This is a genomic window from Lacicoccus qingdaonensis (assembly GCF_900101075.1).
GTDB classification, from domain to species: domain Bacteria; phylum Bacillota; class Bacilli; order Staphylococcales; family Salinicoccaceae; genus Lacicoccus; species Lacicoccus qingdaonensis.
In genome coordinates this window covers 53,723-69,046 of sequence record NZ_FNFY01000007.1, presented here as the reverse complement: position 1 = coordinate 69,046, position 15,324 = coordinate 53,723, and the positions used below count along the sequence as shown (strand labels likewise).

Here is a 15,324-nt window from a genome sequence, read left to right as displayed (position 1 = left end):
AAATTATCTATTTTCGATTGGTTCGTATTTTCTGTCTGTTGCACCGATATATTCTGCTCTTGGTCTGATCAGTCTGTTATCTGCATACTGTTCTAAAATATGCGCTGTCCAACCTGATGCACGGCTTATTGCAAAGATTGGTGTGAAGAGATCTGATTCAATGCCCATGGAGTGATAGACAGTTGCACTGAAGAAGTCGACGTTAGGCAGAAGGCCTTTTTCTTCTTTAACGATCTCAGCGATTCGTTTTGAAATGTCAAACAGCTCGCTGTTGCCGCTTTCGTCTGTCAGTTTCTTAGACATATCTTTTAAATATTTCGCACGAGGGTCGCCTTCTTTGTATACTCTGTGGCCCATCCCCATGATTTTTTCTTTGTTTTCAAATTTCTTTTGAATGTAACTGTCCGTTTTATCAAGTGTACCGATATCCTTCAGCATCGCCATCACCTGTTCGTTTGCACCGCCGTGAAGCGGGCCTTTAAGGGCACCGATCGCCGCAGTGACACCGGAGTATACATCCGATTCAGTTCCGACACAGACACGCGCTGTAAACGTGGAAGCGTTCAGCTCATGGTCTGCATGCAGTACGAGCACTTTATTCATCGCTTCTATTTCTGTATCCGTCGACTCTTCACCGTTCAGCATATACAGGAAATTCGCTGCATATGTCAGTCCTTCTTTAGGTTTTACAACATCCTTGCCATTGCGCAGTCGTGCAAATGCTGCAACAAGTGCAGGCAGCTGTGCGAGTATGCGCACCGCTTTCTGCTGTGACGCCTCCAATGATTTGTCTTCAGCATTTTCATCAAAGTGGGCTGTCAGTGAAAGACCTGTTCTGACTGCCGACATAGGATGTACTTTATCAAGCGGGTATAATTCAAAATGCTTATAAATGTTGTCATCCAAACTCATCAGATCAAACAGTTCTTTATTGAATGCTTCCAGCTCCTGTTCAGTCGGCAGCTTATCGTTCCATAACAGATAAACCACTTCCTCAAACAGTGCATTTTCAGCAAGATCATCTATTTCATAACCACCATAGGTCAATTGTGAACCGATGATTGAACTGATCTTGGAATTAGCAACAACTACCCCTTCTAAACCTTTGTTCTCAGGCATTTTAAATCCTCCTCTAAATTACTATAGATATATTTATAGTTTCTCCTATTATATCAAAGAATAAGATATTGTGAATAATTCAATATAATGTCATGTTTTGTGAAAGATTTTACTTAAAGTCCGCCAGACGCTATCATTAAAGCCTTTTCAGCATCATAATTCAAAACCTCAATTATGATAAGTAATGTTGAATTATCTTATGATTCAAAATAACTTTCTCTTATGATTACTTCTTCTACATCCCGCTTGGCTTTTCTATGACAGGTATATTGCCAATCCGTTCGATTGAAATGGTCGATGACAGCTCATATTCTTCACCATCGCTGTTTACGACAGCATTCAATTCTCCGCCCTCATATTTATAGTCACTGTCGAAAGAGAGTGTCATTTCACCCGAAATGTCATCGGCGTCTTCAATGATGTCTCCTGCTCCTTCTGTCAATAAACTGCTGATATCCTCCTGGTTTTCAAACTGAACAGCAAGCGAGTACCCGTTGTCTGTTTCTGTGACTTCACCGGATCTGTAGTTTTCCAGCTGGCCGATCAGATCACTGTAAGCAGAGTTTTCAATATCCATATCTTCATCCTGCAGCTCAAGCGACTCACCTTTGTAGATGTAGTGTTCGCCGTCGATGATATAGTGCGTTGTTGTCACATCATTGCTGTTGATGGCAACTTTAAGTTCATTCTGGTCACTGTGGGTAGTGATTGTCCTTATCGGATTTGAGTCCTCTCCGTTTGACATGTTATATATCTGATTGAGTTCATAACTCTCGGTATCCGACCAATTCTCCACCGCCCCGTCAATCAGCTCATCGGCAGAAAGGGAAGATGCTTCGCCGGATGTTTCTTCCCCTCCCTCTTCAGATTCCTCTCCTGTTTCCTGAGTTTCTCCTTCAGAGCTTTCTTCTCCATTAGATTCAGATTCATTTTCCCCATTACCATTACATGCTGAAAGTAATAATAGCAATCCAAAAATCGCAGTCATTAATAAATTTCTCTTCATAGTCAACACCTCAAAATCATTATACCAGTGAAAAAATTAGAGTGAAACAAATATTTAATGTATACCATGTAAAAACACCCCATCAGCCGTCTATTACGGTAATGGGGTGTAAAATGAGTATTAAAGTACGTTTGCATGTCCGCTGTAAATGGAGTTCTGTGCGCAATCGATAGTGACAAGGTCACCGTCTTTCAATATTTCAAACGCGTCTTTTGCACCGACGATTGTCGCAAGCTCAAGGTTCAGGCCGACGATTGCACCGTGGGAGGTCAATCCGCCTTCCACAGTGACGAGCCCTGCCGCCTCTTCCAGCAATTCCGTCATCTCGGACTGAACCGAAGTGAGGACGACAATTTTATCTTTGATATCTTTCGATTTCAATTCTGAAAGGTTGTCCGCCGTCACAACTTCGGCCACTGTGCTTCTTCTGCCGATACCTTGTGCTTTGATCAATACATCGCCGACAACATGAAGTTTCATCAAGTTCGTCGTTCCTGCCTGACCGGTCGGTACACCCGCAGTGATGATCAGAAGGTCACCGTAGCTCGCATAGCCTTTTTCAAGCGTGACGGATACAGAAGTATTTAAAAGTGTATCCGTATCTTTCGTGGCGTCTTCAACAATCGGCTGCACGCCCCATATCAATTCAAGCTGTCTTGCCACATATCCGTAAGGCGTCACTGCAACGATATCCGCCTGCGGTCTGTATTTCGCAATAATCTGCGCTGTATGTCCGGATTCTGTTGCAGCGACAATTGCCTTGGAATTTAAATTGAGTGCAGTGTGCGCAACAGAAACACCAATCGCGGTCACAAGATTCGTCTGCTGGACTTTTGTTCTGTCTGACAGAAGCTTTTTATAATCCTGGGCTTCCTCTGCAGAAACTGCGATTGAAGCCATTGTTCTGACCGCTTCCACCGGATAATCCCCTGCTGCTGTTTCACCGCTCAGCATCACGGCATCGGAACCGTCATATATTGCGTTTGCCACGTCACTCGCCTCAGCACGTGTACAACGCGGATTTACCTGCATGGAATCCAGCATCTGTGTCGCTGTAATTACCGGCTTGCCGATCAGATTACATTTTTTAATCAGCTCTTTCTGTACCATAGGCACTGATTCCGGTGGAATTTCGACACCCAGGTCCCCTCTTGCCACCATCAGGCCGTCTGACACTTCAAGAATGGAATCAATATTGTCGATGCCTTCCTGGTTTTCAATTTTAGGAATGATATTAATATAGTTTCCATCATTGTTTTCCAACAGTTCACGTATTTCAAGCACATCTTTATTTCTTCTTATGAAGCTTGCCGCTATGAAATCGACTTTCTGTTCAATCCCGAAAAGGATATCACTCTCGTCTTTTTCAGTGATGCCCGGCAGGTTTACCGAGACACCCGGAACGTTCACACCCTTTTTGTTTTTAAGCAGCCCGTCATTTAAAACTTCACAGTGGATTTCTCCTGCTTCCTTGTCGATCTCTTTTATTCTCAGTTCGACCAGGCCGTCATCCAGCAAAATTCTGTCTTCTGTGTCAACGTCGTTGATCAGACCTTCGTATGATATGGAAAATTTCTCTGATGTTCCCGTCACTTCCTGCATGGAAACAGTGATAGCCTGTCCTTTTTTCAGTTCAACCGCACCGTTTTCCATTGAGTGTGTTCTCATTTCAGGACCTTTCGTGTCCAGTAGAATACCAACTGTTTTATCCAATTTTCGAGCGACATCTCTGATATTTTTAATACGTGCTGAATGTTCTTCATGATCACCGTGTGAAAAGTTCAATCTCGCAACGTTCATACCTTCGGTCATTAGTTTTTCCAGCATTTCCGGTGATTCTGATGCAGGTCCAATTGTACAAACAATTTTTGTTTTTCTCATTAATGATATCCTCCTAAATTGATAACTCCTGTGAAAGCTTATATAGTGCTCTGTCAATCTGATGTCTCTCTTCGAATATCTTATCAAACTTTGTTTCAACAAGCTTGTTATTCTCTATACCCACAGCACATCCCGAAATACCATCTTTCAGTAAATCCACGGCAAGTGCACCGAGTCTTGAAGCCAGCACCCTGTCATTGCCAGTCGGCTTGCCGCCGCGCTGCATATGGCCGAGCACACTTTCCCTCGTATCCACGTTGATGTATTTTCTCAGTTCCACCCCGCACTCCTGTGCGGACATGACACCTTCTGCAACGATGATGATGGAATGTTTTTTACCACGGTTCATCCCGGTTTCGATTCTTTCGGCCACAGCTTTTATATCCGCCGCCGCTTCAGGAATCAAAATCGTTTCGGCACCGCCGGCAAGGCCGGCCCAAAGCGCAAGGTCGCCGGCGTCTCTGCCCATCACTTCTATGATGAATGTTCTTTCGTGGCTCGTTGCAGTATCCCTGATTCTGTCGACTGCGTCAACAACCGTATTCAATGCCGTATCAAAACCGATGGTGAAGTCCGTGCCGTTGATGTCATTATCAATCGTTCCGGGCACACCGATTGTTTTGATCCCTTCTTCATTCAATCTCTGTGCGCCTCTGTAGCTGCCGTCACCCCCGATGACGACCAGCGAATCGATGCCGTATTTCTGAAGGTTGTCGAGACCTTTTTGACGCACCCCTGCATCGATGAATTCCGGACATCTTGCACTGAACAGTTTCGTTCCCCCTCTTTGGATGATGTCACCGACATCACCAAGTTCCAGCTTTTCTATATTATCATTGATCAGTCCCTGGAAACCCTGATATACACCATATACTTCATATCCTTCAAATATACTTTTTCTCACTACAGATCTTATGGCGGCATTCATTCCTGGGGAATCTCCACCGCTTGTCAATACTGCAATTTTCTTCATAAATAGCCCCCATCTCTGTTTCTTACTTTTAAAATAGCATATACAATTTAATCTATCCATCATATTGTAACAGGAAAATAAAACGAATAAAAAAAGCAACCTTTTTTCAGGTTGCTCAAGTAAGTTCTTTATACTCTCCGATGGACATATACTTGTTGAAACGGTCGTCCACCAGTTCATCAGATGACAGTTTCGACAGCTCGGACAAGTAGTCATGGAGTGTCTCATCCAGACTTTTAAAAACATATTCCTTATCCTGGTGTGCACCGCCGTCCGGCTCTTTGATTACAGCGTCGGCGATGCCGAGTTCCTTAAGGTCGCCTGCTGTGATTTTCAATGATTCTGCTGCTATTTCTTTTAATGATGCATCTTTGAAAAGGATGCTCGCAGCACCTTCCGGTGATATGACGGAGTAAGTCGCGTTTTCAAGCATTAACAGACGGTTGCATACACCGAGTGCCAGTGCGCCGCCTGAGCCGCCTTCCCCGATGACAATGCTGATGACAGGCACTTTAAGCCCTGCCATTTCAACCAGGTTGCGCGCGATGGATTCACTCTGCCCGCGCTCTTCGGCTGCTTTTCCGGGATATGCGCCTTTTGTGTCTATAAAACAGATAATCGGCCGGTTGAATTTATCCGCCTGCTTCATCAGTCTTAACGCTTTTCTGTAGCCATCCGGATGTGCCATGCCGAAATTCCGTTTGATGTTCCCTTTCGTATCACGGCCGCGCTGATGGCCGATGACAGTGACAGGAATATCCTTATATGTGGCGATGCCGCCGACAATCGCATGATCATCGCTGTATACCCGGTCACCGTAAAACTCGATGAAATCATCAAATAATGTTTCGATGTATTCAAGTGTTGTCGGGCGATGGATATAACGGGCGATTTCAACTCTCTGCCACGGCGTCAGATTCGCATAGATCTCTTTCTTTTTATCTTCCAGTTTATTTTCAAGAAAACTGATTTCCTTGGCAAGGTCCAGTTTGTTTTTGGATGCATACTTTTCAAGTTCCTTGATCTTATCCTGTAACTCCTGCAATGGTTTTTCAAATTCAAAAGCCATTATTTCACCTCGCTGTGCATCATTAGAATTCGGCTTAAGTAGTCTCTCATATTCCGTCTGTCGACGACTTCATCAAGCTGGCCGTGTTTAAGCAGAAATTCAGCCGTCTGGAAATCATCAGGCAGTTTTTCCTTGATCGTCTCTTCGATTACCCTGCGTCCCGCAAAGCCGATCAGTGCCCCTTTTTCAGCCAGATTGATATCACCGACCGATGCAAAGCTTGCTGATACGCCGCCTGTCGTCGGATTGGTCATATATGCGATATACAAAAGTCCTGCGTTATTATGTTTCTCAACGGCTACGCTGACTTTTGCCATCTGCATGAGTGAAATGATGCCTTCCTGCATTCTCGCACCGCCACTTGCCGTAAATACTACGACAGGCATGCGCTTTTCAGTGGCATGGTTGAATGCCCTGGCCAGTTTTTCACCGACTGCAGAACCCATGCTTCCCATCCGGAATCTCGGGTCCATGATCGCGATGACAGCAGGAGATCCATCTATCGTACCTTCGTGTACGATGACCGCTTCATTCAATCCCGTCTTCTCCCTGTCTTTTTCCAGTTTTGACTCGTAGTTCGGGAATTCCAGCGGATTCAACGACGTGATCCCTTCAAAAAGTGCCGTTCCCGAGTCTTCGTCCAAAAGTGCATCCATCCGTTCGGTACTTGTGATCATCAGGTGATGGTCACAGTTGGAACAGACATTCAGACGTTTGTATAACTCCTTCGAGTAGAGAATCTTTTTACAATTCGGGCACTTTGTTATAATCGATTCATTCGATTCAAAGACACCCGGTTCTTTTTTATCATTCACTTTATTGTTCAACTTGAAAAACAAATCTTTTAACATAGTATAATTCCCCATTTTTACCGCTTATTGTCCTGTATATTTCTTTAAAATCACATATATTTTTCTCATGATTTTATTATCATATGACATCACAGTACTTTTTTCATCCGTTTTCTCTTCAACGTAGTCTTCTATCATCTTTTGAAATTCCATCAGCTCCCGGCGCTGTTTATCCGACCGCACCAGGTATTTGGCAATCAGCTCGAAAAGCTGATGGCTGTCTATGTCGGCAAGGTATGTTCCTTCTCCTCTTTTCACATAGATGATGCCCAGAAATTCAAGCGCCCTTAAGGCTTCTCTGACGCTCTGTCTGCTGACATTCAGATTTTCACTCAAGTATCTTTCACTCGGGAGTTTTTGTCCGACCTGCATCTGCTCTTGGTCGATGATCATATAGATTTCTTCAATGACAGACTCCAGTCCTTTTTTTTCAGTCATTTTCTACACCGTCTCAGTCAACTTCAGTGTTTTTTCATACACTGATTTTGAATCTATTTTTATTCTGCTGACACCTGACTCCATTGCAGCTTCTGCCACAGCCATTGCAACTTCAGGTGCGACATATTTATTGAATGGATCCGGGATGACATAATCACTGCTCAGCTCGTCCTCTTCGATGAGGTCCGCAATCGCTCGGACTGCAGCTTTCTTCATTTCTTCATTGATATGCGTGGCACGGACGTCCAACGCCCCTCTGAAAATACCCGGGAATGCGAGCACATTATTGATCTGGTTCGGGAAGTCACTTCTGCCCGTACCGACAACTTTCGCACCAGCCGAATGTGCAGCATCCGGCATGATTTCAGGGTTTGGGTTCGCCATGGCAAATATGATGGAATCATCCGCCATTGATTTGACCATATCCGCTGAGAGTGCATCCGCCACCGAAACACCGATGAAGACATCTGCACCTTTAATCACTTCTTTAAGCGGTCCCTGCTCATTATTCAAATTCGTATACTTGCTGATTTTTTCTTTAATCGGGTTCATGCCGTTTGGACGGCCTTCGTATATCGCACCTTTTGAATCACACATGATGAGGTCTTTGACGCCGAAACTGTTCAGAAGTTTGACTATGGCTACACCTGCGGCCCCTGCGCCGTTCAGCACGACTTTGATCTTATTGAAAGAACGGTCTGTCAGTTTCAGGGCGTTGAGCAGGCCGCTGACGGTGACGATGGCCGTACCATGCTGATCATCATGGAATACGGGAATATCCGTTTCCTTTTTCAGTCTTTCTTCAATTTCGAAGCATCGCGGTGCAGATATATCTTCCAGATTGATACCGCCGAAAACAGGTGTCATCAGTTTCACAGTATTGACGATTTCATCCACATCATTGGTTTCAAGTGCGATTGGAAAAGAGTCCACACCTGCAAATGATTTTAACAGTACACTTTTACCTTCCATCACCGGCAGACTTGCTTTCGCACCGATATTGCCCAGCCCGAGTACAGCTGAACCGTCTGTTACGACGCCGACAGTATTCCCTTTGATGGTGTAATTGAATATAGTATTCGGATCTTCGTATATCTCTTTGCAGGGTTCAGCAACCCCGGGTGAATATGCCAGACTTAAATCCGTCTTATCTTTCAACTCGACTTTCGAGTTTACGCTTAGTTTGCCCTGGTTAATTTTGTGCATATGCAGTGCATCATCTCTTAAAGACATTCAATCAACCTTTCTCCATGTGGTGGTCATACCACTGTAATATATCAAAATATTCATCGATACACAACAACTTAGGTCATAAATCTCAAATCACTTGGATTAATTTTTTCCTGCAGCTCCCTAAGCCGCTCAGTTTGTATATTGCCGAGACTCCCGCCGTCTTCGAATGAATAGATGACGATCCCTTTGTCACCGAGCAGATCACCAAAGTCATACCGGTCTTTATTTCTAATATAAATTTTTCTTATGCGCTGTAAATACTCTGCTTTAAACGTTTCCAGCTCATCCACCTTTTCGATGATCAGCTGCGGCTGTCCTTTCCGTTCATCCAGCCTGCCCCTCACGACAAGAGCCTGTGAAGTCAGCTTCGGGTGCTCGGTAAAATATACATTGGGGAAGATGACCGCATCCATATCAGTCACGCCGTCCGTTATTTTTGCAAAAGCCATGTTCTGACCCTTTTTCGTCTTGATGACTTTCAGTTCATCCAAAAAGACCAGGTATGTGCCGTAATTCCTCTGCTGGCTGAACATGTTGAACGGTATAGACTGGTTCTCTCTCTGGATGAGCCGGATCGGATGGCTTGATAAATAAAAACCGAGGGCCGCTTTTTCTCCCTCTATCATTTCCATCCGGGTCATCTCTTCGGCATACTGGTATTCTTTTTTGACATTGAAGCCAAGTGCGCTCAAAAAGGAGTTGTGCGAGAATTCTTCCGAATTGATGTCTCTCAAATTCGCCAGCGACTGGAGCATCGTTTTTCTGTTTTCTTCAAAGTCATCCAGAGCGCCGGACAGTACCAGATTGGTCAGCACTTTTTCCGACAGTTTGTTGTCCACTCTCGTCTTCAAATCGTAAATATCTTTGAAATCCCCGTCTTGCCGCGCTTCGATGATGGACTCCGCCACTTTATAAGTGACGCCTTCAATCATGCTCAAACCGAGCACCACACCGTCATTTACAATATTGCCGCTTCTTGACAAGTTGATGTTCGGAGGATGGATTTTCACTTTCAACATCTTCATCTCTTCTAAAAGTTCGATGATCTTGGCATGATTGCCGATATTCTGCATTAAGATGACAGCATAGAAAATGGCTGGATAACGCGTTTTGATGTATGCCATGATATAGGCGATCTTCGAATATGCGACCGCATGGCTTTTAGGGAAACCGTAATCGGCGAATTTCAGTATCAGTTCAAATATATGTTCTGCCAGACTGGCAGCGTAGCCTTTGTCTTTAGCTCCGCCTAGAAATTTCTCTTTCTCCTTCAGCAGCGTTTCACGGTCTTTCTTGCTCATCGCGCGTCTCAATATGTCCGCTTCTGCATATGAATATCCTGCAATACGGCTCGCAATGAGCATGATCTGTTCCTGATAGACGATGACACCGTTCGTCTCCCGCAAAATCTCTTTAATATCCTCATGCGGATACGTCACGGTTTCAGGCTGGTGCTTGCCGCGGACGAAGTTCGGTATTTCCTTCATAGGACCGGGCCTGTAAAGTGCCAGCACCGCCGCCAGGTCCATAAATTCAGTCGGGTTTACATCCCTCATCACTTTCCGTATGCCTGTCGATTCCAATTGGAAGACGCCGAGGCCGAGACCATGGCTCAGCAGTCTATACACCCTCGGATCCTCTTTTAGATTGTGAATATCGATGGACTCCCCTTTATAGGCGATCATATTGACCATTCTTCTGATCAATGTCAGATTCCGGAGGCCGAGAACATCGATTTTCAACAGCCCGACCGCTTCCACTTCGTTCATGGCCCACTGGCTGATCGTATGTCCTTCCGTGAACATGATCGGCACTTTCTCTGTCAGTTTGTCTGCGCTGACCAATACACCCGCTGCATGGGTGGACGGATGTCTCGGCAACCCTTCGATGGACAGGCAGATTTCCTTATATACTTTATACTTATCATCTGAAGCCTCGAGCTTTTTAAATGCCTGGCTGTTGAATGCCTCCGTCAGGCTGACGCTCTGATCGGTCCCTATCATATTCGATATATATTTAAGTGTTTCATCACTGAATTTCAATACACGCCCGACATCCCGTGCCGCCATCTTGGCGCTGAGTGTACCGTATGTAATAATATTCGACACGTTCATCTGTCCGTACTTGTCATTCAAGTAAGTGATCATCTGGTCCCTGTTCGTATCTTCGAAGTCGATATCGATATCCGGCATCGTTACACGGGCAGGGTTGAGAAAACGTTCAAACAGCAGATTATATTTGAGGGGGTCCACTTCAGTGATATTCAACAGGTACGACACGAGGCTCGCACTTGAAGACCCCCTCCCCGGTCCGACGTAGATGTCATTATTTTTGGCATAGTTCACAGCGTCGCTGACTATCAGGAAATAATCAGAGTATCCCATTTTGGTGATGACATCGAATTCATACTGCAGCCTGTCTTTATACTTTTCACTGCCGTCAGTTTTCTCACCGAGCCTTTTATTCAGCTGCTGCCATAAAAATTGATCTGAGTCATCATTATCGGGGTGTGGGAAATGCGGCAGGGTCGTACTAACTTTCGGCATGGTCACATTGCATTTTTCGACAATCTCTTCATTCACGTGAAGGAACGGTTTTATCTCTTCGGTGATATCTTCTTTTTTCAGCACATATTCATCACCCGAAATTGCGGTCAGATCGTGCGCTTCCAGCCTGTCGTTGTCCCTGATCGCATTCAGCACTTTGAGCGCTTTCCTGTCTTCTTTCTTCATATACCGTGCGCTGTGCATGAACACTCTCTTGTATGAAGCTGCCCCGGTGTCCATGGATATGTATTTGTCTCCGTCACTCACTTTTGTAAGCTCGCCGAGCAGTTCCGCCCCTTCATCGGTCACCGCGATGACCAGCAGGTCATTGGCATTATTCTGTAAAAATTCCAAAGGTGTTCTGGTTATATCTTTATATGACAGCATCGCGGATATCCTGATCAAAGACTGATATCCCTTATTATTTTTGGCAAGCAAAATTAAAGGGATACCGCTCAGTCCGTTGTCGGCAAGCACTTCCATGCCGACAACGGGTTTAATATTATATTCCGGCGCTTTTTTCAGCAGCTGATAAATGCCGTGCATATGATTCAGGTCTGTAATCGCAACCGCACTCTGATTATCTTCTTTCAGGAGTTTTAAAAGAGGATCAATTTGTATATTGCTGGCTAAAAATTCATAACTCGAATGGACATTTAAATTGATCATTTACAGATGCCTCCCAATCAATCATTTTCGATTTTGTCTTCCAGTGCCTTTACCAGAGTTTCGATTTCATCTTTATGATCAAGTCTGATGCCTGAAGCGAGCGGGTGTCCGCCGCCGCCGAACTGGTGGGCGACATCATTGATGATGACCGATTTCGATCGCAGTCTGACTCTGATTTCATCTTCTTCCTCGATCGCCATGAACCATACTTTCACTTCATCAATGTCTCTGTATAGATTGACGGAAAGGCTCGCTTCATTGCCGCTCACACCGAATTCCTTCAGGTCCTCCTGGCTGACGAAAGTGTACAGCACGCCGCTTGGCCGCAGGTTGAAATTGCTGATCAGGTGGCCTTTGAACCTGAACGATTCTATCGACGTCTTATTCATCTCTTCGATCAGAGAAGTCGGATCAAAGTCATATTTTTTCAGTTCCGATGCTACATGGTGCGTCATGCCTGTCGTATTATTGAATAAAAATCTTCCCGTGTCGCCGACGATGCCCATATATAACAACTTCGCCGCTTCATCGTTGATGAAGTCATTGTCATAGCCCCACAGGTTCGCAATCAGAAAAAGCAGTTCGGAAGTCGAAGATACACTGGTTTCAACAAGGTTGATATCACCGAACGGATCGTGGTCCGGGTGGTGGTCGATCTTCACCACTTTGGCGCCATCCGGTATATCACCGTCAATTCTGTCACGGTTTGCGGTATCGACTACGATGTATAAGGCATCTTCCCTGATCTCCGCGATATCCATCGTCCCGAGGAAATCGAGGGACGGTTCACCTTCTCCGAGCGCACTGACTGTTTTATTCGGAAAAATCTTTTTGATGATTTCCTTCAGTCCGAGCTGGGCGCCGTACGCATCCGGGTCCGGTCTGACATGCCTGTATATGATGATGTGGTCATACTGGTTGATCAAGTTCAAAATGTCTTTGTAGTTCTCTTTTATGGATGTGTAATCTTTTATATAATTTGTGAACAATGTGAATTCTCCCTTTAAAATGATTTACTAAGTAATTATAAAATATTATACTACATGAGGAATGGAGTTGTAACCGATGGAACTAGCGTATCAAATAATCGTTTCAGCACTTGTCACACTTTTGTTAGTCTCACTCTTCATGTTCATACTGTACAAAATCAGGCAGTTCCGTACCAACCGTGAAGTGCGTACTGTTTACTACAACAGTATTTCAAGAATCTGGCTGGGTATCATGATGCTCAGTTTCGGACTCAATTCAATCATTCAGTTCGGTACGGCAGTTTCCTACATTGTCGGTATTATCTTTATCCTCATTGGTGCTTATAATATCTGGTATTTCAACAAAGCACGTAAAAAGTTTAAAGGAAACCTGCCGATTGAAGAAAAAGCCTGGGAAGAATTTGAGAAAAACAAAGGCAGGAACAAGTAGAAAAGGACCGGCAGATTTTATGATCTGCCGGTTTTTTATTTGAAATACTGCACCATGATGCCGACTTTGTTATAGACGGTGCCGTCTGTGACCGTCCTGATTTCGAGTTTGATATACTGGCCGCCGAGATCGAGGATTTCGCCTTTCAGCTGGATATGCTGGTTGATTTGCACAAGTTTCAAGTTTGTCATGTTCATGGAGTCGATATGGTAGTTCATGATGTCGTAATCGTTCAGCAGTGTCATGAGCATCCGCTCGACAAGACGCATGAACCCCGTCTGGGTGAGCGTGCCGAATTCATCCGTCATAAAGGGCAGCACTTTCATATGGATGGAATCTTCCTTGATTGTTATTTCACGGTCAATGATCTCTTCTGTCGACATGCCCGTCTTCAGCTTGTGCGGCGTGATGTCTTTAAACACGTCTCTCCGGTGGACGACGCCGACAAACCGCTGGGATTCACTGACTACGGGCATGATGTTCAGCTGGTGCCATGTCATCAGCTGCCTGAGGCTCTGAATCGTCGTATTCGGCAGAACATGGATATCATGATGCAAATAATTTTTATAGTTATCCCTATTGATGGAGTGGATATCCTGCGATCTTAAAGTGCCAAGAAATCTGTCACCATCGACTAAAAAAGTGATTTTATCATTGGAGACGAAACGGGAGTAATCACCGTTCAGATCGATGGAATAATCGCTCTGCTTGATCATCAGATCATTCGCGGTAATGACCTCGCTGATCAGTGACAGACTGTACAGTTCCCGGTGAATGATGGACGCGATGCTGAAAGTATCGTGTTCTGTGGAAATTACCGGGACCCCGCTCGCTTCAGCCTTTTTCAAAATTTCCCTCGAAGCGCCGAAACCGCCGGTAATTAAAATACCGGCCCCATTATTGATTGCTCTCAGCTGGGCGTCCTCACGATTGCCGACAATGAGAAATGCACTGTCTTCCAAATATTTCTCGATTTCCTCGGTCCTCATCGCCCCGATGATAAACCGGCTGATTTCACGGTTCAAATAAGCTGCGCCAGTGAGCACCGTCCCCTGGATCACACGGTTCACCTGTTCAAAAGTCAGGTTGCCGACGATATGGTCCTCTTGTTTGATGATCCGTATCGTGCCGACACGCTCGATGGTCTTGACCAGACCCTCTTTTTCCGCCTGTTTAATCGCCCGGTAACTCGTCCCTTCCGACACACCCAGGTAGCTCGACACCTGCCTCACCGAAATTTTCGTGCCTTCCGGCAGACCTTTGATATATTCTATAATTATTTCCAATTTTGATTTAGCCATTTCATCACCTTAAGACCATTATACTGAATTTAAGACCTTTTTTATAATAAAGACCCATAAAAAAAAGACCTGCAGTACTGCAGGTCATCAATAATACCATTCATTAAAATTTAACGGATTCCCCGGGTTTGAGCACCTGGCAGTCCGCGTTCACTTTTTCTTTGAATTTGCCGGTATCTGCTTTGATCGGTGGGAACGTGTCATAGTGTACCGGAACGACGATGCCCGGTTTGATGAGCTCATTCGATGCATAAGAAGCATCATCTATGCCCATTGTGAAGTGATCACCGACCGGCACAAACAGCAGGTCGATCGGCCCGTTGACTTCACTGATCAGTTTCATGTCGCCGAACAGACCCGTATCTCCGGCATGGTAGATTTTCTTGCCGTCAACATTCAGTATGAGGCCGGTCGGCATGCCTGTATACTGGATTGTTCCATCATCATGCGTAAAGCTGGATGAATGGAATGCATGGACCATTTTGACGGTCCCTGCTTCAAAGTCGACAGTGCCGCCGATATTCATACCGACCGCTTCAACACCATTCTGGTCCATCAGATCTGCAAGCTCGACAGGTGCGATGACAGTCGCATTATTATTTTTGGCAATCTCAATCGTATCGCCCACATGGTCGTTATGACCATGCGTCAAAATAATATAATCGACTTTAACATCATCCACTTTTAAATCCGTCAATTCATTACCGTTGATAAACGGATCAATAATCGCTTTTTTACCGTTATTTTCAATTAAGACAATAGAATGACCATGAAAACTAATATTCATGAATTTTTCCCTCCAAAGAGATTGTTTTTAAA

13 protein-coding genes are annotated in these 15,324 nt (G+C 44.7%); 1 reads left to right on the top strand and 12 read right to left on the bottom strand.

All coding sequences use genetic code 11. The annotated features are described in order from the left end of the window. Positions 1-3 precede the first annotated feature (3 nt). The 10 genes from BLR15_RS05960 to BLR15_RS05915 all read right to left on the bottom strand — a co-directional run bounded on the left by BLR15_RS05960 (position 4) and on the right by BLR15_RS05915 (position 12,774). Positions 4-1,119, bottom strand: a complete 1,116-nt coding sequence (locus BLR15_RS05960; RefSeq protein WP_092985676.1) for a citrate synthase — start codon at positions 1,117-1,119, stop codon at positions 4-6. A gap of 235 nt (positions 1,120-1,354) precedes the next feature. Further along, on the bottom strand, positions 1,355-2,125 hold the full coding sequence (locus tag BLR15_RS05955) for a hypothetical protein (RefSeq protein ID WP_143003934.1): 771 nt from the start codon (positions 2,123-2,125) through the stop codon (positions 1,355-1,357). Positions 2,126-2,245: 120 nt separating this feature from the next. Continuing rightward, entirely contained in the window at positions 2,246-4,006 is a 1,761-nt protein-coding gene (pyk, locus tag BLR15_RS05950) for a pyruvate kinase (RefSeq protein ID WP_092985672.1), read from the bottom strand. 13 nt (positions 4,007-4,019) lie between these two features. Next, on the bottom strand, positions 4,020-4,979 hold the full coding sequence (gene pfkA / locus BLR15_RS05945) for a 6-phosphofructokinase (RefSeq protein ID WP_092985670.1): 960 nt from the start codon (positions 4,977-4,979) through the stop codon (positions 4,020-4,022). 115 nt (positions 4,980-5,094) lie between these two features. Then, on the bottom strand, positions 5,095-6,048 hold the full coding sequence (locus BLR15_RS05940) for an acetyl-CoA carboxylase carboxyltransferase subunit alpha (protein ID WP_092985668.1): 954 nt from the start codon (positions 6,046-6,048) through the stop codon (positions 5,095-5,097). After that, the gene (gene accD / locus BLR15_RS05935; RefSeq protein WP_092985666.1) at positions 6,048-6,899 is read right to left on the bottom strand and encodes an acetyl-CoA carboxylase, carboxyltransferase subunit beta; all 852 of its coding nucleotides are present in this window, start codon (positions 6,897-6,899) and stop codon (positions 6,048-6,050) included. Before accD ends, BLR15_RS05940 begins: the two co-directional genes overlap by 1 nt. Positions 6,900-6,923: 24 nt before the next feature. After that, positions 6,924-7,337: a FadR/GntR family transcriptional regulator gene (locus BLR15_RS05930; RefSeq protein ID WP_092985664.1), complete on the bottom strand. Its 414-nt coding sequence runs from the start codon at positions 7,335-7,337 to the stop codon at positions 6,924-6,926. A 3-nt stretch (positions 7,338-7,340) separates the two neighbouring features. Next, complete coding sequence (locus BLR15_RS05925) at positions 7,341-8,570, bottom strand: NADP-dependent malic enzyme (RefSeq protein ID WP_092985662.1); 1,230 nt, start codon at positions 8,568-8,570, stop codon at positions 7,341-7,343. A gap of 71 nt (positions 8,571-8,641) precedes the next feature. Further along, positions 8,642-11,785, bottom strand: a complete 3,144-nt coding sequence (locus BLR15_RS05920; RefSeq protein WP_092985660.1) for a DNA polymerase III subunit alpha — start codon at positions 11,783-11,785, stop codon at positions 8,642-8,644. 17 nt (positions 11,786-11,802) lie between these two features. Beyond that, entirely contained in the window at positions 11,803-12,774 is a 972-nt protein-coding gene (locus BLR15_RS05915) for a DHH family phosphoesterase (protein ID WP_092985659.1), read from the bottom strand. 76 nt (positions 12,775-12,850) lie between these two features. Here BLR15_RS05915 and BLR15_RS05910 point away from each other — a divergent pair, with 76 nt between their 5' ends. Next, the gene (locus tag BLR15_RS05910; RefSeq protein WP_092985658.1) at positions 12,851-13,204 is read left to right on the top strand and encodes a YtpI family protein; all 354 of its coding nucleotides are present in this window, start codon (positions 12,851-12,853) and stop codon (positions 13,202-13,204) included. Positions 13,205-13,239: 35 nt separating this feature from the next. On the opposite strand, the gene BLR15_RS05905 is transcribed toward BLR15_RS05910, so the two are convergent. Further along, positions 13,240-14,505, bottom strand: a complete 1,266-nt coding sequence (locus BLR15_RS05905; RefSeq protein WP_092985656.1) for a DRTGG domain-containing protein — start codon at positions 14,503-14,505, stop codon at positions 13,240-13,242. A gap of 103 nt (positions 14,506-14,608) precedes the next feature. Further along, the gene (locus BLR15_RS05900) at positions 14,609-15,292 is read right to left on the bottom strand and encodes a metal-dependent hydrolase (RefSeq protein WP_092985654.1); all 684 of its coding nucleotides are present in this window, start codon (positions 15,290-15,292) and stop codon (positions 14,609-14,611) included. Between the last annotated feature and the right edge of the window lie 32 nt (positions 15,293-15,324).

Bases quoted from the DNA above. Each gene is read 5' to 3' on its own strand.
- BLR15_RS05960 (WP_092985676.1), bottom strand. From the start codon at position 1,119: ATGCCTGAGAACAAAGGTTTAGAAGGGGTAGTTGTTGCTAATTCCAAG.
- BLR15_RS05955 (WP_143003934.1), bottom strand. From the start codon at position 2,125: ATGAAGAGAAATTTATTAATGACTGCGATTTTTGGATTGCTATTATTA.
- pyk (WP_092985672.1), bottom strand. From the start codon at position 4,006: ATGAGAAAAACAAAAATTGTTTGTACAATTGGACCTGCATCAGAATCA.
- pfkA (WP_092985670.1), bottom strand. From the start codon at position 4,979: ATGAAGAAAATTGCAGTATTGACAAGCGGTGGAGATTCCCCAGGAATG.
- BLR15_RS05940 (WP_092985668.1), bottom strand. From the start codon at position 6,048: ATGGCTTTTGAATTTGAAAAACCATTGCAGGAGTTACAGGATAAGATC.
- accD (WP_092985666.1), bottom strand. From the start codon at position 6,899: ATGTTAAAAGATTTGTTTTTCAAGTTGAACAATAAAGTGAATGATAAA.
- BLR15_RS05930 (WP_092985664.1), bottom strand. From the start codon at position 7,337: ATGACTGAAAAAAAAGGACTGGAGTCTGTCATTGAAGAAATCTATATG.
- BLR15_RS05925 (WP_092985662.1), bottom strand. From the start codon at position 8,570: ATGTCTTTAAGAGATGATGCACTGCATATGCACAAAATTAACCAGGGC.
- BLR15_RS05920 (WP_092985660.1), bottom strand. From the start codon at position 11,785: ATGATCAATTTAAATGTCCATTCGAGTTATGAATTTTTAGCCAGCAAT.
- BLR15_RS05910 (WP_092985658.1), top strand. From the start codon at position 12,851: ATGGAACTAGCGTATCAAATAATCGTTTCAGCACTTGTCACACTTTTG.
- BLR15_RS05905 (WP_092985656.1), bottom strand. From the start codon at position 14,505: ATGGCTAAATCAAAATTGGAAATAATTATAGAATATATCAAAGGTCTG.
- BLR15_RS05900 (WP_092985654.1), bottom strand. From the start codon at position 15,292: ATGAATATTAGTTTTCATGGTCATTCTATTGTCTTAATTGAAAATAAC.